The sequence below is a fragment of the Achromobacter sp. genome (assembly GCF_032113835.1).
GTDB lineage: Bacteria > Pseudomonadota > Gammaproteobacteria > Burkholderiales > Burkholderiaceae_B > Achromobacter.
In genome coordinates this window covers 1-22,008 of record NZ_DAMCTG010000087.1, presented here as the reverse complement: position 1 = coordinate 22,008, position 22,008 = coordinate 1, and the positions used below count along the sequence as shown (strand labels likewise).

The window sequence follows — 22,008 nt, the reverse complement described above, 5'->3', positions numbered from 1 at the left end:
CGCACGAGTACGTGTCGATCAACGCCGACTACCGCTCCTGATCGACCATGACGGCTACCGAGTTCACCACGCTGATCCAGCGCGCCGAACGCGTGCTGGCGCAGCTGGAGGCCTTCCTGCCTCCCGCCCCGCCCGACATCGACTGGACCGCCCACGCGTTCCGCTGGCGCAAGCGCGGCGCGCGCGGCTGGCTGGACGCCGTGCGCCACGTCGCGCGCATCGACATGCAGGACCTGCAGCACATCGAGCGCCAGAAGGCCACCATCGACCGCAACACGCTGCAGTTCCTTGAAAAGAAGCCCGCCAACAACGTGCTCATGACCGGCGCGCGCGGCACCGGCAAAAGCTCGCTGGTCAAAGCCATGCTGGCCGCCTACGGCGACCGCGGCCTGCGCCTCATCGAAGTCGACAAGTCCGACCTCGGCGACCTGGCCGACATCGTCGAACTGGTGGCGTCGCGGCCCGAGCGCTTCATCGTGTTCTGCGACGACCTGTCCTTTGAAGAAGGCGAGGCCGGCTACAAGGCGCTGAAATCCGTGCTGGACGGGTCGGTGTCGGCCTCGGGCGACAACGTGCTGATCTACGCCACGTCCAACCGGCGCCATCTGATGCCGGAATACATGAGCGAAAACCTGCAGGCCAAGCACCAGCCCGATGGCGAAATCCACCCCGGCGAAACCGTCGAGGAAAAGATCTCGCTGTCCGAGCGCTTCGGGCTGTGGCTGTCGTTCTACCCGTTCAAGCAGGACGACTACCTGGACATCGTGTACCACTGGCTGCGCGAACTGGGCTGCCCCGAGCAGCACATCGAACCTTCGCGCACCGAGGCCCTGCAATGGACCATCGAACGCGGCTCGCGTTCGGGCCGCGTGGCGTATCAGTTTGCGCGCGACTGGGCGGCCCGCCATGTCTGAAAAAATCGTCGACGTCGCCGCCGGCCTGATCCTGCGCCCTGACGGCAAGCTGCTGCTGGGCCAGCGGCCCGAAGGCAAGCCGTGGTCCGGCTGGTGGGAGCTGCCCGGCGGCAAGCTCGAACCCGGCGAGACCGTGCTGCAGGCGCTGGCCCGCGAACTCCAAGAAGAGATCGGCATCCGCGTCACGCAGTCGCGCCCGTGGGTCACGTATGTGCACGCCTATCCGCACACCACGGTGCGTCTTGCCTTCTGCCACGTCACCGGCTGGGAAGGCAAGCCGCAAAGCCTGGAAAACCAGCGCCTGGAATGGGTGGACCCGGCCAACGCGGCCTCGGTGGGCGACCTGCTGCCCGCCACCTTGCCCCCGCTGCGCTGGCTGCAATTGCCCACCACGTACGGCATCAGCGCCATCGGCTCGCGCGCGGGCATCGCGCCGTTCCTCGGCCGTCTGGAAGCGGCGCTGGCGCGCGGCGTGAAACTGGTGCAGTTCCGCGAACCGCAATGGCCCGATAGCGTGGGCGCCAGCTCGCTGCACGAGGTGCTGCAACAGGTCATCAAGCGCTGCCGCGCCGCCGGCGCGCGTGTGCTGGTCAACAGCATCCATCCGGTTGCGTGGTGGAAGGAAGCCGACGGCGTACACCTGCGCACGGCAGACGCGCTGCGCCTGACCGCCCGTCCGGAATTGCCTCGCAACGCGCTGGTCGGCGCATCCGCGCACGACAACGCTCAGGTCGTCCACGCCCGCGAGCTGGGTGCGGACTTCGCCGTGCTGGGCCCTGTGCTGGACACGCCCAGCCATCCCGGCGCGCCGACGCTGGGCTGGGAAGGGTTTGTGGAAGGCAATCGCGATGCCGGCATTCCGGTGTTCGCGCTGGGCGGTCAGTCCACCCAGACCGTCTCGCAGGCCTTGCGGCACGGCGCGCACGGCATTGCTGGAATCCGCGGCGTGCTCTGACGCATTGCAGGTCGCCAGACTTCGCCTCGCCGCCCAACGGCCCATGCCCCGCATGGGCCGTTTTGTTTTTGATCCGCGCGGGAAAGCGCGCATAGACCAAACGCCCGCGCCGATGCACCCTACATGCCGTGACCGGCCGCCATCACGCGGACGGGGTTGCATGCGCCTGGCGGACAGACGCATGGCATCGCATCGAGGATATCCATGTCTGACATCGCATTTGCCACCTTGGCCGACCTGGCGGACGGCCTGGCGCAGGGCCGCTACAGCTCGGTGGAACTGACGCGCCACTTCCTGGACCGCATCGACCGGTCGAACCCCACGCTGGGCGCTTTCATCAGCGTGGACAATGCGGGCGCGCTGCGGCTGGCCGAAGCCGCCGATGCGCGTCGGCGCGCGGGGTACGGGCTGCTCAGCCCGCTGGACGGCGTGCCCGTGGCGGTCAAGGATTTGTGCGACATCCAGGGCCATATCACCACGGCCGGGTCCGAGGCCTGGCGCGAACGCCGCAGCGGCGTCACCGCCACCGCGGTCACGCGGCTGCTGGACGCCGGCATGGTGATGCTGGGCAAAACGCACATGGTGGAATTCGCCTTCGGCGGCTGGGGCACAAATCCGGTCATGGGCACGCCGCGCAATCCGTGGGACCTGGAGCGCGCGCGCGTGCCCGGCGGCTCCTCCAGCGGCTCGGGCGTTGCCGTCGCGGCCGGACTGGCCCCCGCCGCCCTGGGGTCGGACACCGGCGGTTCGATCCGGATTCCCGCGGCGCTGAACGGCATTACGGGCCTGAAGACCACGCGCGGCCTGATAAGCCTGCACGGCGCGGTGGCGTTGTCCACCACGCTGGACACCTTGGGTCCGCTGACCCGCGACGCGCGCGACGCGATGCTGCTGACCGCCTTGATGGCCGGCCACGATACCCAGGACCCGTTGACGTTCGGCATCCCCGCTTTCGACTACCGGGAGCCGGCCGGCGGCGCGCAGCCTTTACGCGGCGTACGCATCGCGGTGATGCCGGCCGCGCAGCATCCCATCAATGTGGACGCCGACGCGCTGTCGGCGCTGGACGACGCGCGCCGCGTGCTGGCCGCATTGGGCGCGGACGTGGCCGAGACGCCGTTGCCGTTTGATTTCCGCGAGATGATGCAGCGCAACGGCCAGATCATCGCGGCCGAAGCCTACGCGCTGCATCGCGCCTACATCGAAGACCCCGCCAAGCCCATCGGCCAATATGTGCGCGCCCGCGTGCTGACCGGCAAGGGCATCTCGGCCGCCGACTACATCGCGGCGTTGCAGGCGCACGCGCAGGCGCGCCGCGACTGGCTGGACTGGATGCAGGAGTTCGATGCCGTGCTTACGCCATGCGCCCCGTTCGGCGCGCGGCATCTGACGGAGGTGGATGAAGCGGCCACCCCGCTTGCGGCGTTCACCCGCCCGGGAAACTACATGAACGCGGCCGGGTTGGCGCTGCCAGCAGGCTTCACCAGCGAAGGTCTGCCGCTGGGCGTGCAGTTGCTGGGCAAGCCCAATGCGGAAGGCGCGCTGGGCAGAATCGGCATCGCCTTCCAGGCGGTCACCGAATGGCACCGCCAGCGGCCGGATCTGAATGCGGTGGGTTTGTAAGGCCAGCGCCTGCGCCGTGCGGAATTACTGTGCAGCCGTCTGCGAGGAGGACGTTTGCGCTGCGGCCGGCTCGGCGCCGTCGGCACTTGCCGTCTCGACCGGCAGCCCTTCCCAGCCGCCGCCCAGCGCGACGATCAGATTGACGCTGGCCACCAGCCGGTTGCCCAGCAGGCTCAAGGCATTGCGCTCGCTATTGAGCGCGGTGGCGTCCACCACGGCAACACTCAGGTAGTCGACCAAGCCCGCCTTGTACTGGTTCTGAATCAGGCGCAGCGATTCACGTGCCGATTCCAGCGCACGGCGCTGCACGATCTGTTCCTGCTCCATGACGCGAAGCTGGATCAGGTAGTCCTCGACCTCGCGCAGGCCGGTCAACGCCGCCTGGCGATAGGCCGCGGCCTGCGAGTCGTACGAGGCGCGGGCCTGCTCAACCTGGGCCTCGCGCGCGCCGCCGTCGAAGATCGTCAGCGCCAGCGCCGGCCCCAGCGACCAGAAGCGCGCGGGCGCCGTCAGCAGTTCTGCGAACTCGCCATTACGAAAACCGCCGTCGGCCGACAGCGTCAGGCTGGGGAACCATGCGGCCTGCGCCACGCCGATCTGCGCGTTGGCGGCCGCGGCGCGGCGTTCGGCGGCGGCCACGTCGGGACGGCGCTCGAGCAGCTCGGACGGCAGGCCCACCGGAATCTGCGGCAGCCGCAGCGTGAACACCGCCGGCGGCAGGCTGAACTGCGAAGGCGCCTGGCCCATCAGCACCGCGATGGCGTGCTCGTACTGGCCGCGCTGCCAATCCAAATCGATGGACTGCGCGCGCGTGCTTTCAAGCTGCGTGCGCGCGACGGCCACGTCGGCCTGGCCCGCAACGCCGACCTCATAGCGGTTCTGCGTGAGCTGCAAGGACTTTTCGTACGCAGCCACCGTGGCGTCGAGCAGGCGCTTCTGTTCGTCCAGCACGCGCAGTTGCAGATAGGTCTGCACCAGTGCGGCCTGCGCGCTCAGGCGCGTCGCGCCCAGGTCGGCCAGGCTGGCGGCGGCGCTGGCTTCGGAAGACTCGACGCTGCGACGCACCCGGCCCCAGACGTCCAGTTCCCAGCTGACACTGCCGGTCAGCGAATACTGGTTGGACACGTTGCTGCCGGAACCCGACGACGAGCCGCTTTGCCCGCCGTTGCCCGCGCGGCTCATGCCCGCCCCCGCGCTCACGGTCGGATAGAAGCCCGAACGCGCGCCGCGCACCAGACCCAGCGCCTGACGGTAATTCGCCTCGGCCTGCGCGATGGTCTGGTTCGACGTGTTCAACCGAACCAGCAAGCCGTCCAGCGTGGGATCGTCATAGACCTTCCACCACGCGCCACGGTCGGCGTCGTCGCGCGGCTGAGCCGGCTTCCAGCCGGGCACCTCGACCTGGCCTTCCTTGTAGGCCGTGCCCACGTCCAGCGCCGGGCGCTGATAGTCGGGCCCGACCGCGCAGGCGCCCAGCAGCGCGCACAGCGCGAGCGTGGCCGCGGCGCGGGGAAGAAAGGCGGAGGAATACGGCTTGGTACGGATCATGTGTGTTCTATGGAAGCGGAATCTACGCCCCGCGAGGCGCGCCGGCGCGCGGCCCACAGGCGGAAGCGGTCCAGGTAGAGATAGACCACGGGCGTGGTGTACAGCGTGAGGATCTGGCTCAGCACCAGGCCGCCTACGATGGTAATGCCTAGCGGCTGGCGCATCTCGACGCCGGCGCCGGTGGCCAGCACCAGCGGCAGCGCGCCGAAGATGGCGGCCATCGTCGTCATCATGATGGGACGGAACCGCGTGAGGCACGCCTGGTAGATGGCGTCGCGCGGCGACATGCCGTGGTGGCGTTGAGCGTCCAGCGCAAAATCCACCATCATGATTGCGTTCTTCTTGACGATGCCGATCAAGAGAAACACCCCGATCAGCGCGATCAGCGTGAAGTCGTATCGCACCAGCAGCAGGGCCAGCAGCGCGCCCAGCCCCGCCGACGGCAGCGTGGACAGGATGGTGAGCGGGTGGATGAAGCTTTCGTACAAAATGCCCAGCACGATGTACATGGTGACCAGCGCGGCCAGGATCAGCCAGGGTTGCTGCGCCAGCGTCTGCTGCAACGCGGCCGCGGTGCCCTGAAAGCCCGCCTGGATCTGGTCGGACGGCAGGCCAAGGCGCGCGACGGCGTTGTCGATCGCGGTCGTCGCCTGCCCCAATGACACGCCGGGCGCGAGGCTGAACGAGATGGTGTCGGCCACGAACAGGCCCTGGTGACTCACGCTGAGCGGCGCGTTGGCGTTCTCAAGTTTGGTGAATGCCGACAGCGGCACGCGGGCGCCTTCTGCGGTGATGACCTCGACCTGGCGCAGCGATTCGATGTCCTGCGCGAACTTCGGGTCCACGCCCAGCACGACGTGGTACTGGTTGAGCGGTCCGTACATGACCGACACCTGACGCTGGCTGAACGAGTTGTTCAGCACCGTGGAAATGGTGGCCATGCTGATGCCCAGCCGCGTCGCGGCTTCGCGGTCGATGACCAGGTTGATCTCGCGGCCGCGGTCCTCGACGTCGGCGTCCACGTCGGTGATCTCCGGAATCTTGGCCATTGCCTGCTGCACCTTGGGCATCCAGGTGCGCAGCAGTTGCAGGTCGCCCGACATCAGGGTGTAGTCGTACGAGCCTTGGCTTTGGCGGCCGCCGATGCGGATGTCCTGCTGCGACACCAGGAACAGGCGCGCGCCCGGCATGTTCTGCAGCTTGGCGCGCAGGCGGTTGATGACCACGTCGGCCGAGACCTTGCGTTCGCCCAGCGGCTTGAGCTGGATCTGCATGAAGCTGCTGTTGCTGCCGCCGCGCCCGCCGGCGTAACCCGTCATGCTTTGCACCGCCGGATCGTCCAGCACCACCTTGCGCAACGCTTCGAGCTTGGGCAACGTGGCCTGGAACGACGTGCCCTGGTCGACGCGGAAAAAGCCCAGCAGCTGACCCGTGTCCTGCTGCGGGAAAAAGCCCTTGGGCACCACGGTGTACAGATAGACGTTCAGGCCCACGGCGATCGCCAGCGTCAGCATCATCAGGCGGCCGTGCGCCAGCGCCCAGCTCAGCGAGCGGCGATAGCCGTCCTGCATCGACTGAAAACCCCGTTCGGTCCAACGCGCCAGACGGCCGGGCGGCTTCGGGTCCTTGGGCTCGGGCCGCAGCAGGCGCGCGCACATCATGGGCGTGAGCGTCAGCGACACCACCAGCGACACCAGGATGGCGGCGGACAAGGTGACGGCAAACTCGCGGAACAGGCGCCCGACCACCCCGCCCATGAGCAGGATGGGTATGAATACGGCCACCAGCGACAGGCTCATCGACAGCACCGTGAAACCGACCTCGCGCGAGCCGCGCAACGCGGCACGCATCGGCGACATGCCGTTCTCGACGTGGCGCATGATGTTTTCCAGCACCACGATTGCGTCGTCCACCACGAAACCCGTGGCGACGATCAGCGCCATCAGCGAGATGGTGTTCAGCGTGTAGCCGCACATATACATGATGCAGAACGTGCCGATCAGCGACACCGGCACCGCGACGCTGGGAATGATGGCCGCGCGCCACCGCCGCAGGAACAGCAGCACCACCAGCACCACCAGCCCGACGGCGATGACGAGCGTCAGCTCGGCCTCGTGCAGCGACGCGCGGATGCTGGGCGTGCGGTCCTGCGCGATGGTCATGTTGACGTCGGCGGGCATCAGCGCCTGCAGCACGGGCAGCTGCGCGCGCACGGCGTCCACGGCTTCAATGATGTTGGCATCCGCCTGCCGCCGCACGACCATCAGGATGGCGTTGCGATCGTTGAAGAAGCCGGTCTGATACAGGTCTTCGACCGAGTCCTCCACGCGGGCGACATCGGACACGCGCACCGGCCGGCCATCGCGCCAGGCGACGATCAGCGGCCGGTATTCCTCGGCCCGGCTGAGCTGGTCGCTGACCATGATCTGCCAGTGGTAGCGGTCGTTTTCCAGCACGCCCTTGGGGCGGTTGGCGTTGGCATTGGCCAGCGTGGCGCGCAGTTCGTCCAGCGACACGCCCTGGTTGGCCAGCGCCCCGGGCAGCACCGTGACGCGCACCGCGGGCAGCGAACTGCCGCCCACCGTGACCTCGCCGACGCCGTCCACCTGCGACAGCTTCTGCGCCACGATGGTGGACGCCAGGTCGTACAGCTGGCCCTGGCTGAGCGTGTCGGACGTCAGCGCCAGCGTCATGATGGGCGCGTCCGACGGATTGGACTTGTTATAGGTGGGATTGCTGCGCAGGCCGGTTGGCAGCAGCGATCGCGCCGCGTTGATCGCGGCCTGCACGTCGCGCGCCGCGCCGTTGATGTCGCGCGACAGGTCAAACTGCAGCGTGATGCGGGTCGAGCCCTGCGAGCTGCGCGAGGTCATTTCGGTGACGCCCGCGATGCTGCCCAGCGACCGCTCCAGCGGCGTGGCGACGCTGGACGCCATGGTCTCGGGACTGGCCCCCGGCAGGCTGGCCGACACGGAGATGGTGGGAATGTCCACCTGCGGCAGCGGCGCCACGGGCAAAAGAAAGAACGCAAGCATGCCGGCCATCACGACCGCCAGGCTCAGCAGCGTGGTCGCCACCGGCCGGACGATGAAGGGGGCCGACAGGATCATCGCGCGTCTCCGGCGGACGGCGCACCCGCGCCGCGCCAACGGCGGGACATGCGATCGAACATCAGATAGATGACCGGCGTCGTGAACAGCGTCAGCACCTGCGACAGCAGCAGGCCGCCGACCATCACCAGGCCCAGCGGCTGGCGCAGTTCAGCGCCTGTGCCGGTGGACAGCATCAGCGGCAAGGCGCCGAACAGCGCGGCCAGCGTGGTCATCAGGATGGGCCGGAAGCGCAGCAGCGCGGCCTCGTGGATGGCCTCGCGCGGCGCAAGGCCCCGCTTGCGTTCGGCGTCCAGCGCGAAGTCGATCATCATGATCGCGTTCTTCTTGACGATGCCGATCAGGAGGATGATCCCGATGATGCCGATCATGTCCAGTTCGGTGCCGCTGATCAGCAGCGCCAGCAACGCCCCCACGCCCGCGGACGGCAGCGTGGACAGGATGGTGATGGGGTGGATATAGCTTTCATAGAGCACGCCCAGCACGATGTACATCGTGACCACGGCCGCCAGAATCAACCACAGCGTGCTGGACAGCGAATTCTGGAACGCCAGCGCCGCGCCCTGGAAGCGGGTTTCAACGCCGGACGGCATGCCGATCTCGGCCTCGGCCGCCTTGATGTTTTCCACAGCGTCGGACAGCGATGCGCCAGGCGCCAGATTGAAAGACACCGTCACCATGGGGAACTGGTCGAGCCGGTTCACGGCCAGCACCGTCCGGCCTTCGCTGATGTGCGCGACGGACGACAACGGCACCTGAGCGCCGGTGGACGTGGGCACGTGAAGCTGCCCCAGCGCGCTGGGCGACATCTGGAACTGCGGCAGGACTTCGAGCACCACGCGGTACTGGTTGGACTGCGTGAAGATGGTGGAGATCAGCCGCTGGCCGAAGGCGTTGTACAGCGTCTCGTCGATGACGGCGGCGGTGATGCCCAGACGCGAGGCCGCATCGCGGTCGATTTCCACCCACGTCTGCAAGCCGTCGTCCTGCAGGTCGTCGGCCACGTCCATCAGGCCCGGCACCGCGCGCAGGCGGTCGACCAGCTTGGGCGTCCACTCGCTCAGCACTTTCAGGTCGGGATTGGACAGCGTCATCTGGTACTGCGTGCGGCTGACGCGATCCTCGATGGTCAGGTCCTGCACCGGCTGCATGTAGACGGTCAGGCCGTCCTGCTTGTTCAGGCTTTCCTGCAGGCGCGCCATCACCGTGCGCAGGTCGCCGTTGCGTTCGGCCTGCGGTTTGAGCGAAATCTGCATGCGGCCGGCGCTGAGCGTGGCGTTGCTGCCGTCCACGCCGATGAAGGACGACACGGCCTGCACGTCGGGATCTTCCAGCACCAGACGGGCCGCCGCCTGCTGGCGCTCGGACATGGCGGTAAACGAAATGGATTGCGGCGCCTGCGTGATGGCCTGGATGAGGCCGGTGTCCTGCTGCGGGAAGAAGCCCTTGGGCACCACCAGGTACAGCAGCACGGTCAGCGCGAAGGTGGCCACCGCCACGATCAGCGTCAGCGTCTGATGGCGCAGCACGACCTGCAGCATGCGGTCATAGCCGGCGATGATGCGGTCGATGAAGGCGCCCGTGGCTTGATGAAAACGTCCGTGCTTCGTTTCGGATTCGGCGCGCAGCAGGCGCGCGCACATCATCGGGGTCAGCGTCAGCGACACCACCAGCGAAATCAGGATGGCCACCGCCAGCGTGATCGCGAATTCGCGGAACAGCCGGCCCACGACCTCGGTCATGAATAGCAGCGGGATCAGCACGGCGATCAGCGACAGGGTCAGCGAGATCAGCGTGAAGCCGATCTGCGACGCGCCTTTCAGCGCGGCCTGCATCGGCTTTTCGCCTTCTTCGATGTGACGGGCGATGTTCTCGATCATGACGATCGCGTCGTCCACCACGAAGCCCGTGGCGATGGTCAGCGCCATCAGCGTCAGGTTGTTGATGGAGAACCCGGACAGATACATAATCCCGAACGTGCCCACCAGCGACAGCGGCACGACGACGCTGGGAATCAGCGTGGCCGTCAGGCTGCGCAGGAAGATGAACGTGACCATGACCACCAGCCCGACGGCCAGCAGCATTTCAAATTGCACGTCGGCGACCGAATCGCGGATGGTCTGGGTGCGGTCCGACACCACCGTCACATCCAGCGTGGCGGGCAGCGCCGCGCGCAATTGCGGCATCAGCGCCTGGATGCGGTCGACCACGTCGATCACGTTGGCGCCGGGCTGGCGCTGGATGTTCAGCAGGATGGCGGGCTTGTCGCCGGCCCAGGCGGCCTGGCGGGTGTCCTCGGCGCCTTCGACCGCGCGCGCCACGTCCGCCAGCCGCAGCGGCGCGCCGTTCTTGTACGCGATGATCAGGCTGTTGTAGTCGGTGGGCGACTTGAGCTGGTCATTGGCGTTGATGGTGGTGGAGCGCTGCGGGCCGTCCAGGTTGCCCTTGGGCTGGTTGACGTTGGCGCCGACGATGGCGGTGCGCAGGTCGGCCAGCGACAGGCCATTCGCTGCCAGCGCCTGCGGGTTGACTTGCACCCGCACGGCCGGGCGCTGCCCGCCCGCCACGCTGACCAGGCCCACGCCCGGAATCTGCGACAGCCGCTGCGCCACGCGCGTATCGACCAGGTCGCGCACCTGCGGCAGCGGCATGGTGGGCGACGTGATCGCCAAAGTCAGCACCGCCGCGTCGGCCGGATTGACCTTGTTGTAGGTGGGCGGCACCGGCAGGTCGGACGGCAGCAGGTTCGACGCGGCGTTGATGGCCGCCTGCACCTGCTGCTCGGCCACGTCCAGCGGCAGCGTCAGGTTGAATTGCAGGGTGATGACCGAGGCGCCGCCCGAACTGGTGGACGACATCTGATTCAGGCCGGGCATCTGGCCGAACTGCCGCTCCAGCGGTGACGTGACCAGCGACGTCATGACGTCGGGACTGGCCCCGGGGTACAGCGTCACGACCTGGATCGTCGGGTAATCGACTTCGGGCAGCGCCGAAACCGGCAGAAAACGGTAGGCGATGAGGCCCGCGATCAGGATGGCCACCATCGACAGGGTGGTGGCCACGGGGCGCAGGATGAAGAGGCGCGACGGGCTCACGGCGTTCTCGGCTTACTTGGTCGCGGGCGTGGTGCCGGCCGGCGCCCCCGCGCCGAGCGTCTTGTCGCGGGTGGCGGGAATGACCTCGGCGCCGCCCAGGATTTCCACCTTGGCGCCGGCACGCAGGCGGTCGGTGCCTTCGGTGACGACGCGGTCGCCCGGCTTCAGACCCTCGTTGACCGCGACCATGCCGCTGTTGATCGCGCCCAGCTTCACCTGGCGCACCGCGATCGTGTTGTCGTCCTGCACCAGGAAGACGAACGCGCCGGCCGAGCCCTGCTGGACCGCCGCCGTCGGAATGGCGGTCACGTCCTTGCGGGTCAGCACGTGCAGGCGCACGTTGACGAACTGGTTGGGGAAGAGCGCGTCGTCGGCGTTGTCGAAGCGGGCCTTGAGCTTGAGCGTGCCGGTGGTCACGTCGATCTGGTTGTCCAGCGTCTCGAGCGTGCCCGTGGCGATGCGGCGGGTATCGGCGCGATCATAGGCGTCAACCGTCAGCGTCTTGCCGGCGGCGAGTTCCGTGCGCACTTCGGGCAATTGCGTTTCGGGCAGGGTGAAGACGACGGAGATCGGCTGGGTCTGGGTGATGACGACCAGACCGTTGGTGTCAGCGCTGGACACCAGATTGCCGCGGTCGACCTGGCGCAGACCCAGACGGCCGCTGATGGGTGCGGTGATGCGCGCGTAATCGAGTTGCAGCTTGGCATTGTCGACATTGGCCTGGTCGCTCTTGACCGCGCCTTCGTACTGGCGCACCAGCGCGGCCTGCGTGTCGACCTGCTGACGGGCGATGGAATCCTGCTTGAACAAGGCCTGGTAGCGCTGCAGGTCGCGGCGGGCGTTTTCAAGCTGGGCGAGGTTCTGCATCTGCGTGCCGCGCGCCTGGTCCAGGGCCACCTGGAATGCGCGGGGATCCACCTGCGCGAGCAGGTCGCCGGCCTTGACTTGCTGGCCTTCCTGGAAAGCGACGTCGACCAGTTCGCCACTGACGCGGCTTCGGACGGTGACGGTGTTGTAGGCGGTCACGGTGCCCAGCGAGCGCAGGAAGATGTCGATGTCCTGCTGGGCGGCGGTGGCGATCCGCACCGGCACCGGCAGGTTGGCCATGGCCGCCATGGGAGGCCGGCCGCCAGCCCGTCCGCCAGGACCGCCCTGCTTGGCCGAGGGCCGCAGCACCAGCCACGCGATCGCCGCCACGACGAGGAGCAGCAGACCCAAGCCGACCACGCGGCGGCGGCTCCAGCGGGAAGGAGGGGATACAGGACGGCTATCGGACATGGAAACGGTTCCGGCACACTCGGAAGGAAAGCCGTATTGTCTACTAGACCGTCCCGATTTCGGTCCTGATGACCGTCACGCTGAAACGACCCGCAACAGGAATCCGGGCAGCGAAACCCTGCGTAACTTCAGCCTAAGCGCTGCAGAGGGTCATCTGGAAGGACACGTCGCGGGCCACCTGCTGGGGCTTGAACTCCCCGTCCTGCGTGGAAAAACGTATCCAGATCATGTACTTATTGGCGCTGATCTCGGGAAAGACGCCGTGGGTGGGGTCGACCCAGACGCGCAGCAACTGGAACTGCTTGCCGCCCAGCATTTGCTGGTAGGCGCCCTGCTCGGCCACGATGTCGGTCTTGCGCCCGGACTCGCGCAACAGGCGCAGCGCCAGGGTCAGGCCGTCGTAAAGGGGGATGAAGGGCGAAACCCAGGCCTGCAGGTCGGCGCAACGCGCGGCTTCGGGCTTGTTCTGCCAGGCATAGTACGAAGGCATGTCGACCTGCGTGGCGCTGCCGGGCACCGACAGTCGGCCGCGCAGGCTGGTCAGCCATTCGTTTTCGCGCAGCGACTGCCCGGTTTTGCCAGGAGCAGCCAGCGCGCTGCCCACCTTTTCCATTTCGCGCAGCATGCCTTCCAGCGCATCTTGCGCAACGCCGGGGTGATCGCGCAGCCCGACCAGCGCCAGGCGCTGGCGTTCAAGGTCTTGCAGGACCGCGCCTTTCACGTCGGTGCGTTCGCACGCGTCGAGCAGATCGAAGAGGCAGGTGACGGCAACCTGATGCTGGCGTGAGTCACCCTCGCGAGCAAAGAAGAAGAGCCTGTCGAACAGGTATTCCAGCCGCAGATAAGCACGGATGCGCTCGTTGAAGGGGTATTCGTAAACGATCACGCTTTTCTACAGGCCCTATCAAGTGGTTGGCCGGCGGGCCAAGAATTTTCAGGGGTGCCGGCAGCCGCTGGCTTACCGGCCCGTGGTGGTCGCCAGCGCCAGCCAGCGGTCATGCAGGGTCAACGCCCGCGCACGCAACTGTTCCGGCGTAGTCGTGGCGTCGTTGAGTATGACGTCGTCCGCGACCTCCAACCGGCGTGCCCGCGCAGCCTGTGCCGCCATGATACGCCTGATGTCCTGCTCCGTCAGCCCGCTGCGCTGCTGCACGCGAGCCACCTGCGTTTCGGGATCGCAATCGACCACGCAGATACGATCCACGCGGTCTCGCCAACGGTCCAGGGACTCAACCAATAGCGGCACCACAAAGACCAGATACGATCCGTGCGCGGCCGCCGCCTGGCGTTCCGTTTCGCGGCCGATGGCCGGATGCAGCACGGCCTCCAGCCGCCGCCGCACCTGCGGATCGGCGAATGCCTGCGTGCGCATCCACGCGCGGTCCAGCGCGCCATCGGGCGTCAAGGCCTGCGGTCCGAATTCGTGTTCGATCGCGGGCATCGCGGCGCCGCCGGCGGCAGTGAGCGATCGCGCGATCTCGTCCGTGTCGACCAACACCGCGCCCCACTCCGCCAGCATGTCCGCCACGCGGGACTTGCCCGAGCCGATGCCGCCCGTCAGACCTATGTTGAACATGCTGCCTTTCCCTTTGTGTCTTGCTGGTTGCCGTTGCGCGGCCATCGATGCCGGCGGTCGTGATCGGCGGTCCTGACCGGCCGTCCTGACCAACTGCCCTGACCGGTCGTCCTGACCGGCCGCCCTCACCTGTCGTCCCTAATTCATGAACTGCCAGATGCCTTGCTCGCCGCCCAGCAGCAGCATGACCAGTCCGGCCAGCGCCAGATACGGTCCGAAGGGCAGGGGCTGGCCGCGGCTGGCACGGCCGGTGAGCGTCAGTGTCCCGCCGATCAACACGCCGACCAGCGACGCGCTGAGCAGCAGCATCGGCAAGGCCTCGACACCAAACCACGCCCCCAGCGCGGCCAGCAGCTTGAAGTCGCCCTGCCCCATGCCTTCGCGCCCGGTCAACAGGCGGAACACATGAAAGATAACCCACAGGAAGAGATACCCCGCCGCGGCGCCGACCACCGCCGTCTGCACGCTGGTGAACGCGTCGAACAGGTTCACCAGCAGGCCCGCCCACACCAGCGGCTGCGTCAGAACGTCGGGCAGCAACGTCGTTTCGAAGTCGATCCACGCCAGCGCCACCAGCATGGCCGACAGGCCCATCGCGGCCACCGCGATCGGCGTCGCGCCAAAGCGCAACGCGCAGGCGGCAAACAGCGCGCAGGTCAGGAGTTCAATGACCGGATAACGCCAGCCGATGGGTGCGTGGCAGGCTGCGCACCGGCCGCGCAGCAGCAGCCAGCCGAGCACGGGAATCCGGCCCTTGGTTTGGATGGGCGCCTCGCAAGTGGGACAGTGCGAGGCCGGCGACAGCAGGCCATAGTGGCCAGCGGGCCGCGGCTTGCCGGCGGCGTCCAGGCACTGCGCCTGCCATTCGCGCTCCATCATGCGCGGCAGCCGATGGGTCAGCACCGTCAGCCAGTTGCCGACGAAGAGACCCGCCAACGCCGCCACGCCGATGAAGACGCCCAGGGGTAAATCAAAGACTTGCCACATTGGCGTCACCGCCCCGTGCGGCCCGTGCGCGTCGGCCCATCCGCCCGGCCGGCGATGGCGCAAGGGATGAGGAGCCGCGCGCGGCCGTGTCGTAATTTGTGCATAAAGTGCCGGGATGCCCGGGAACGGCTGAGGGGAACGTATCGAATCTTCGCATAAGTGCGTAAAATCGGAGACAGACTCAATTCACGGATAAGCTGCCATGGCCGCGCGCGTAGAAATCGTTTCCCGCTCCCGCAAACTCAGCGTCATGGGGCTGCTGCTAGCGGGCACCGTGATCGCCGCAACCGGCTGCGCCAAGCAGAAAGCCGAAGGCTATTACGACCTGCCGGCCGAAAGCACCGTGACCGACGCCCAGTACCAGGGTTCCGGCGCCGGCTACCGCACCGTCATCCGCGCCCCGTCGCAAGTGCAGATCGAGCTCAAGCCCGACGCACGCCGCCAACAGAACCAGAACCAGCAGGCCGTTGCCGCCGGCCAGACCACCGAAGACGGCCAAGCCGTGCCGGAAGGCGCAGAAGGCGGTTCGGGCGGTTCGGCGCCCGCCCCCGTAGCCCCCGCCCCGGCCAACGGCATCACCCACAGCCTCGTTCCGCAGCCCCAGACCTACATGGGCACGCTGCCGTGTTTTTCGCCCGCCATGCAGTGCACGGCCCAGCGCGTGACGCTGACGCTGGCGCCCAACGGCCGTTGGCGCGGCCGCACCGCCTACCTGGACAACGATCCCAAGAAGGGCCCGCCCGTTTCCGAGCAAGGCTGCTGGGACGCCACCGAAGAACGTCCGCCGCGCGTCATCCTGATGGACGGCCAGGGCAATGTCCGCGTGGAATTCGTCGTCGCGGCCAACAACGTGCTGCGCGTGCGCTCCATTGGCGGCCAGACGCCCAACCTGAACTACAACCTGACCCGCCAGCCGGATCTGGACCCGATCGACGAACTGGCCAGCGCCGCGGCGCCCAAGTGCCCCTGATCCGACGGACGTCCGCCCACGGCGCTTGAACGCCACCGGACAAAACGCCGCCGTACCCACGCTGTACCCCGCTGTACCCATTACGGGCCTGCCGAACACCTCGTTCGTCAGGCCCGAATTCTTTGGCCGGCCGCCGTTCAGTCACCAGTGAGGGTCCGCGCGGCGAAGTACGGCCGCCGTCACGGCGGCAGGCTGCCGCGCCGGATCGGCATCAAGGAGGAACAGCTGGCTTTGCCGGGCAGTTGGCGTACTCGCTGGCGGGCTCGTGCAATACCTGGGCCGGCGCACCAGAACGGCCGGGAGGCGGCATGTTGCGGGACGGCCAGTGCGCGCCCGGAATGGGTGATGCGCCGGACTGCCCGTGGGCGCACAGCCGGCAGGCCAGCTGCATGGCATTGCGCGCGCCGAGTTTGGCGAAGATGCGTGCGCGGTGGGCTTCGACCGTGCGCAGGGAGATGCCCAGGTCGATGGCAATGACCTTGTTGGCGCGCCCGGCCGCCACGTATTCAACGATCTGGCGTTCGCGGGCGGTCAGGGATGAGAGGACGGCGTCGAGTTCGGGGTGAGGAAAGGGCATGGAAGTTTGTTTGCAATGTAGGATTGCAAACAGTCTGCCCCGCCGGCCGGGCCGCCGTAAGCTAGCAATTCTGATAGGGGCTGATGAAAACGCCCCGCGCCGCTTCAGGCCGTGTAAACCAATTCCAGGTTGTCGATCAGGCGCGTGGCGCCCAGCTTGGCCGCGGCCAGCACGACGACGGGTTCGCCCGCCTGCAGGTCGGCGGCATCGGGGCGGTTCAGATCGCGCTGGCGGCGCAGGGCCACGTAGTCGACCTTCCAGCCGCGCTGCGTCAGCCGCTGGGCCGCGTCGTTTTCCAGCGCGGCGGCATCGCGTTCGCCCTGGGCCAGGCGGCGGCCGATCTCCTGCAGCTCGGCGTACAGCGCCGGCGCCTCGGCGCGCTCGCCGTCGGTCAGGTAGCGGTTGCGCGACGACAGCGCCAGGCCGTCGTCCGCGCGCACGGTTTCGTGCGCCAGCACCTCGACGGGCAACTGGAATTGGCGGCACATGTTGCGCACCACCATGAGCTGCTGATAGTCCTTCTTGCCGAACACCGCCACGCGCGGCTGCACACAGGAGAACAGCTTCAGCACGACGGTGCTGACGCCCGCGAAAAAGCCAGGACGGAATTCGCCTTCCAGGATGTCGCCCAGGTCATCGGGCGGCTGGATTCGGAAATTCTGCGGCTCGGGGTACATCTCGCGCTCGTTCGGGGCGAACAGCACATAGACGTCGCGCGCCGCTTCGAGCTTTTCGATGTCGGCGGCCAGCGTGCGCGGATACTGGTCGAAATCCTCGTTCGGGCCGAACTGCAGACGGTTCACGAAGATGCTGGCCACGACGGGATCGCCGTGCTGGCGCGCCAGCTTCATCAGCGACAGGTGGCCTTCGTGCAGGTTGCCCATGGTGGGCACGAACGACACGCGGTTCTGGCCGCGCAGGTGATCGCGCAATTCCTGGATGGTGTGTACGACTTTCAAGGGAATCTCCGGAGTGGGCGCGCGCCCGGTCAGGATCAGGCCGCGACGGCCGCCACGCTGGTGTAGGCCAGGCGCACGTAGATGGGCGCGTAGGGCTCCGCCTGCGTGATTTCCAGCAGCGATTCGCGCGCCAGTTCGAGCATGGCGATGAAATGCACGACCACGACCGCGGCGGGTGCGCCCTCGCGGACGCGCTCCATGAACAGGTCGCCGAATTCCATGAAACGCACGTCGTTCAGGCGGCGCAGGATGTGCGTCATGTGATCGCGCACCGACAGTTGCTCGCGCGTGATGTGGTGGTGCTGGTTCAGCTTGGCCCGCTTCATGATGTCGGCCCAGGCCGCACGCAGGTCGTCCACGCTGACGTCGGGCAGCGCGCGCTCGACGCTGAGGTCGGCCACGGCCTGGCTGCTGACGAAATCGCGGCCCAGCTGCGGCATCTTGTCCAGCTTCTGGGCGGCAAGCTTCATCTGCTCGTATTCGAGCAGGCGGCGGACCAGTTCGGCGCGGGGATCTTCGGGCTCTTCGCCGGTGTCGGTCTTCTTGACCGGCAGCAGCATGCGCGACTTGATCTCGATGAGCATGGCCGCCATCAGCAAGTATTCGGCGGCCAGTTCGAGATTGGTGATGCGGATCTGATCCACATACGACAGATACTGCCGCGTGACATCCGCCATGGGGATGTCCAGAACGTTGAAGTTCTGCTTGCGGATCAGGTAAAGCAGCAGGTCCAGCGGCCCTTCGAAAGCTTCAAGGAAGACTTCCAGCGCATCGGGCGGGATGTACAGATCCGTCGGCATCTGGAACAGCGGTTCGCCATACAGACGCGCATACGCCACGCTATCGATGGTGTCGGGCGTGCTGTCGACGGACGGTGCCACTAGCTTGGCCAAGGCATCGCCTGGCACCGAGGGGTTCTGGACCATGTTTGCCGCAAAAGTATCAGTCGGCCTGATACACGTACGGCCTTTGCGCCACGCGTGCCGCGCGGAAGCCTTCGAGCAGCTCCTGATCCTGCGGTTTGTCCCAGAGGCGGGCGCGTCCCTCGCGCTGGCGCTCTTCGGTGCCAGGGTGGGATTTCTTGAAGTCCTTGAGGAACTGGGTGATCTCGGATTCGTAGTTGGTCGCCATGACGCCAATTTCATTAGGTTGCAGATGTCTCGAGTTTACTTCACGGCGGCCGGATCCCCGGCGTTACAATCGTCAGGCTTCCACCGCAGCCGTCCGACATGCCCGCAGAATCCGCCGCCGCAGCCAATCCCGCTCCCCCCTCAACCCCGGATGCGGCGCGCGCGGCGCGCATGATTCCCTTCATCGTCGGCTGCGCGCTGTTCATGCAGATGCTGGACGCCACGGTCGTGGCGACCGCCCTGCCCGCCATGGCCCGGGCCCTGGGATCCACCCCGGTGCGGCTCAACGTGGCCATCACCTCGTACCTGTTGGCCGTCGCCGTCTTCGTGCCGATCAGCGGCTGGGCGGCCGACCGTTACGGCGCCCGGCGCGTGTTCATCACCGCGATCGGCCTGTTCACCCTCAGCTCCGTCGCCTGCGCCATCTCGCAGGACCTCCCCCAGCTCGTGATGGCCCGGATCGTCCAGGGCATGGCGGGCGCCATGATGGTGCCCGTGGGGCGGATCATTCTTTTACGCACCGTCCCCAAGCAGGACCTGCTCAAGGCCATGTCCTTCCTGTCGATCCCGGCGCTGCTGGGACCGGTGATCGGACCGCCGCTGGGCGGTTTCATGGTCACGTACATGTCGTGGCACTGGATCTTCCTGATCAACATCCCGATCGGCTTCCTGGGCATCTTTCTGGTGCTCCGGTACGTCACGGAAATCCGCGAAACCGGCACGCCGCGGCTCGACTGGATCGGCTTTCTGCTTAGCGCCGGCTGCCTGGCCACGCTGGTCACCGGCTTCGAGGCCATCGGCCGCGACGTCATGCCGCTGCCCATGCTGCTGGGCCTCATCGCCGTTGGCATCGTGTGCGGACTGCTGTACGGCGTGCATGCGCGACGCACCGAACATCCCATCATCGATCTGTCCCTGATGCGGATTCCCACGTTCGCGATCTCCACGCTGGGCGGCAACCTGTGCCGCTTCGCGGTCGGCGCCACGCCGTTCCTGCTGGCCATGCTGCTGCAGGTGGGCTTTGGCCTTTCGCCGTTCTCGGCCGGCCTCATCACCTTCGCCAGCGCCGCCGGCGCGCTGCTGATGAAATTCGTCGCCACGCCCATCGTGCAACGCTTCGGCTTTCGGCGCGTGCTGACCCTGAACGCGCTGCTGACGGGCGGTTTCATCATCGTCTGCGGCGCCTTCAACCCGGCGACGCCCGTCTGGCTGATGATCGCCATCCTGCTGGTGGGCGGCTTCTTCCGGTCGTTGCAGTTCACCGGGGTAAATACGCTAACCTATGCCGACATCCCGCCCGCCAAGATGAGCCGCGCCAGCAGCTTTTCGGCCATGGCCCAGCAACTGGGCATCACGCTGGGGGTCGGGGTGGCCGCAGTCACGCTGAACATCAGCATGTCGCTGCGCGGCGCCGAAACGTTGGCTGTCAGCGACGTAGTTGCCGGCTTCATCGTCATCGGCCTGCTGTGCATGGCATCGACTTTCTCCTTTAGACGCCTCGACCCGCTGGCCGGGGCTCACCTGAACGGCGCGAAAAACAGTGACGACGAATGAATTTGTCCTAGCCCTGGACCAGGGCACGACCAGCTCCCGGGCCATCGTGTTCGACCGCGACGGCGTGGTCCGCGGCGTGGGCCAACGTGAATTCCGCCAGCACTATCCGCGTCCGGGCTGGGTCGAGCACGATGCCAACGAGATCTGGCACAGCCAGCTCGACGTCGCCCGCGAAGCCCTGCGCAACGCCGGCGCGGCCGCCGCCGACATCGCCGCCATCGGCATCACCAATCAGCGCGAAACCACGCTCATCTGGGAACGCGCCACGGGCCGTCCGCTGGCCCGCGCCATCGTCTGGCAGGACCGCCGCACCGCCCCGATGTGCGACCAGCTCCGCCAGGACGGCCACGGCGACTTCCTGCAGGCGCGCACGGGCCTAGTCGTCGACGCCTACTTTTCCGGCACCAAGCTGGCCTGGCTGCTGGACCATGTGCCCGGCGCGCGCCGCCTGGCCGAACGCGGCGAACTGGCTTTCGGCACCGTCGACACCTGGCTGATCTGGCAACTGACCGGCGGCGCCGTCCACAGCACCGACCCCAGCAACGCCTCGCGCACCATGCTGTTCGACCTGCACACGCAGGACTGGAACAACGACATCCTGGCGCTGCTCAAGATCCCGCGCAGCGTCCTGCCGCAGATCGCGCCCAGCAGCGCGATCGTGGGCGAGGCCCTGCCCGAATGGCTGGGCGGCTCCGTGCCCATCGCGGGCGTGGCGGGCGACCAGCAGGCCGCCACCTTCGGCCAGGCCTGCTTCACGCCGGGCATGGCCAAGAACACCTACGGCACGGGCTGCTTCATGCTGATGAACGTCGGCGACAAGCCCGTCGAATCCCGCAACAACCTGCTGTCCACCGTCGGCTGGGGTCTGCCCCAACCCGGCCAGGACAAATGGAAACCCGCCTACATGCTGGAAGGCGGCGTCTTCGTGGCGGGCGCCGCAGTCCAGTGGCTGCGCGACGGCCTGGGCATCATCCAGCGTTCGGAAGAAATCGAATCCCTGGCCGCCAGCGTCTCGGACACCGACGACGTCTTCATGGTCCCGGCCTTCGCCGGCCTGGGCGCACCCCACTGGGATCCCTACGCGCGCGGCACCCTTGTTGGCCTGACTCGCGGCACCACCCGCGCCCATATTGCGCGCGCCACGCTGGAATCCATTGCCTTGCAAAGCGCTGAGCTGCTGACCTGCATGAATGCGGACAGCGGCATCGCGTTGACGGAATTGCGTGTCGACGGCGGCGCTGCTCGGAACGATTTGCTGATGCAGATGCAGGCTGACATTCTGGGCGTTCCTGTCGTGCGTCCGCGCGTTCCCGAGTCCACCGCGCTAGGCGCAGCGGGCCTGGCTGGCTTGGCCGTTGGTTTCTGGTCGAGCCAGGATGAATTCGCATCGAAGTGGCAGGCTGAACGCACGTTCACGCCGGCGTGGCCTCAGTCCGTGAGAGATGCGCGGATGAAGCGGTGGCGGCAGGCCGTGGAGTTGTCTAAGGGGTGGTCGGCTGGGGCGGCTAAGTAGGGGGTCGGTTGGTGGGTTGGCGACGGTGTTAAACAGCGTTGTGCGGGGATTCGGATCTTCGTAGGTCGCAGGACGCCGCGGCCACCGTGGGAAGCTGGGGCTTCGTAGGTCGCCCGGCGTCGCACCCGCCGCGGGAAGCTGGGGCTTCGTGGGTCGCCCGACGTCGCGGTCACCGGGGAGGCGATCGCCCACGATTGCGGTCCGGAGCCTTCGCTCCGG

At 67.3% G+C, this 22,008-nt stretch carries 16 protein-coding genes and 1 pseudogene; 6 read left to right on the top strand and 11 right to left on the bottom strand.

Going from position 1 to position 22,008, the window contains the following annotated elements; all coding sequences use genetic code 11:
* Positions 1 to 47: 47 nt before the first annotated feature.
* The 3 genes from RT697_RS22615 (at position 48) to RT697_RS22605 (ending at position 3,492) form a co-directional block, all read left to right on the top strand.
* Positions 48 to 914: an ATP-binding protein gene (locus RT697_RS22615; RefSeq protein WP_313701909.1), complete on the top strand. Its 867-nt coding sequence runs from the start codon at positions 48 to 50 to the stop codon at positions 912 to 914.
* Complete coding sequence (locus tag RT697_RS22610) at positions 907 to 1,869, top strand: Nudix family hydrolase (RefSeq protein ID WP_313701907.1); 963 nt, start codon at positions 907 to 909, stop codon at positions 1,867 to 1,869. Before RT697_RS22615 ends, RT697_RS22610 begins: the two co-directional genes overlap by 8 nt.
* A 204-nt stretch (positions 1,870 to 2,073) precedes the next feature.
* A complete protein-coding gene (locus tag RT697_RS22605; RefSeq protein WP_313701905.1) occupies positions 2,074 to 3,492 on the top strand; it encodes an amidase in 1,419 nt (472 codons plus the stop codon).
* A gap of 24 nt (positions 3,493 to 3,516) precedes the next feature.
* Here RT697_RS22605 and RT697_RS22600 read toward each other — a convergent pair whose 3' ends face one another.
* The 7 genes and pseudogenes from RT697_RS22600 to RT697_RS22570 all read right to left on the bottom strand — a co-directional run bounded on the left by RT697_RS22600 (position 3,517) and on the right by RT697_RS22570 (position 15,086).
* Positions 3,517 to 5,040, bottom strand: a complete 1,524-nt coding sequence (locus RT697_RS22600; protein WP_313701904.1) for an efflux transporter outer membrane subunit — start codon at positions 5,038 to 5,040, stop codon at positions 3,517 to 3,519.
* Positions 5,037 to 8,150, bottom strand: a complete 3,114-nt coding sequence (locus RT697_RS22595) for a multidrug efflux RND transporter permease subunit (protein WP_313701903.1) — start codon at positions 8,148 to 8,150, stop codon at positions 5,037 to 5,039. The genes RT697_RS22600 and RT697_RS22595 overlap by 4 nt, the downstream gene beginning before the upstream one ends.
* The gene (locus RT697_RS22590; protein ID WP_313701902.1) at positions 8,147 to 11,245 is read right to left on the bottom strand and encodes an MdtB/MuxB family multidrug efflux RND transporter permease subunit; all 3,099 of its coding nucleotides are present in this window, start codon (positions 11,243 to 11,245) and stop codon (positions 8,147 to 8,149) included. The genes RT697_RS22595 and RT697_RS22590 overlap by 4 nt, the downstream gene beginning before the upstream one ends.
* A gap of 12 nt (positions 11,246 to 11,257) precedes the next feature.
* Positions 11,258 to 12,523 carry an MdtA/MuxA family multidrug efflux RND transporter periplasmic adaptor subunit gene (locus RT697_RS22585; protein ID WP_313701900.1) on the bottom strand — a complete coding sequence of 422 codons (1,266 nt, stop codon included), beginning with the start codon at positions 12,521 to 12,523 and terminating at the stop codon, positions 11,258 to 11,260.
* Between the two features lie 133 nt (positions 12,524 to 12,656).
* Complete coding sequence (zapD, locus tag RT697_RS22580; protein ID WP_313701898.1) at positions 12,657 to 13,409, bottom strand: cell division protein ZapD; 753 nt, start codon at positions 13,407 to 13,409, stop codon at positions 12,657 to 12,659.
* Positions 13,406 to 14,099, bottom strand: a pseudogene (gene coaE / locus RT697_RS22575) (dephospho-CoA kinase). Before coaE ends, zapD begins: the two are co-directional and overlap by 4 nt.
* A 138-nt stretch (positions 14,100 to 14,237) precedes the next feature.
* Entirely contained in the window at positions 14,238 to 15,086 is an 849-nt protein-coding gene (locus RT697_RS22570) for an A24 family peptidase (RefSeq protein WP_313701897.1), read from the bottom strand.
* A 202-nt stretch (positions 15,087 to 15,288) separates the two neighbouring features.
* Between RT697_RS22570 and RT697_RS22565 the strand changes: the two genes are divergently transcribed.
* Positions 15,289 to 16,056: a hypothetical protein gene (locus RT697_RS22565; RefSeq protein WP_313701895.1), complete on the top strand. Its 768-nt coding sequence runs from the start codon at positions 15,289 to 15,291 to the stop codon at positions 16,054 to 16,056.
* A gap of 211 nt (positions 16,057 to 16,267) precedes the next feature.
* On the opposite strand, the gene RT697_RS22560 is transcribed toward RT697_RS22565, so the two are convergent.
* The 4 genes from RT697_RS22560 to RT697_RS22545 all read right to left on the bottom strand — a co-directional run bounded on the left by RT697_RS22560 (position 16,268) and on the right by RT697_RS22545 (position 18,723).
* On the bottom strand, positions 16,268 to 16,633 hold the full coding sequence (locus RT697_RS22560) for a helix-turn-helix transcriptional regulator (RefSeq protein WP_313701893.1): 366 nt from the start codon (positions 16,631 to 16,633) through the stop codon (positions 16,268 to 16,270).
* Positions 16,634 to 16,737: 104 nt separating this feature from the next.
* A complete protein-coding gene (gene panC, locus RT697_RS22555; protein WP_313701892.1) occupies positions 16,738 to 17,592 on the bottom strand; it encodes a pantoate--beta-alanine ligase in 855 nt (284 codons plus the stop codon).
* A gap of 35 nt (positions 17,593 to 17,627) precedes the next feature.
* Positions 17,628 to 18,518: a ScpA family protein gene (locus tag RT697_RS22550; protein ID WP_313701890.1), complete on the bottom strand. Its 891-nt coding sequence runs from the start codon at positions 18,516 to 18,518 to the stop codon at positions 17,628 to 17,630.
* Between the two features lie 16 nt (positions 18,519 to 18,534).
* Positions 18,535 to 18,723, bottom strand: a complete 189-nt coding sequence (locus RT697_RS22545) for a DUF3460 family protein (RefSeq protein WP_056564661.1) — start codon at positions 18,721 to 18,723, stop codon at positions 18,535 to 18,537.
* Between the two features lie 98 nt (positions 18,724 to 18,821).
* On the opposite strand from RT697_RS22545, the gene RT697_RS22540 reads away from it, so the two are divergent.
* Entirely contained in the window at positions 18,822 to 20,276 is a 1,455-nt protein-coding gene (locus tag RT697_RS22540; RefSeq protein WP_409517477.1) for a DHA2 family efflux MFS transporter permease subunit, read from the top strand.
* Complete coding sequence (gene glpK, locus RT697_RS22535) at positions 20,263 to 21,789, top strand: glycerol kinase GlpK (protein ID WP_313701888.1); 1,527 nt, start codon at positions 20,263 to 20,265, stop codon at positions 21,787 to 21,789. Before RT697_RS22540 ends, glpK begins: the two co-directional genes overlap by 14 nt.
* Positions 21,790 to 22,008 lie beyond the last annotated feature (219 nt).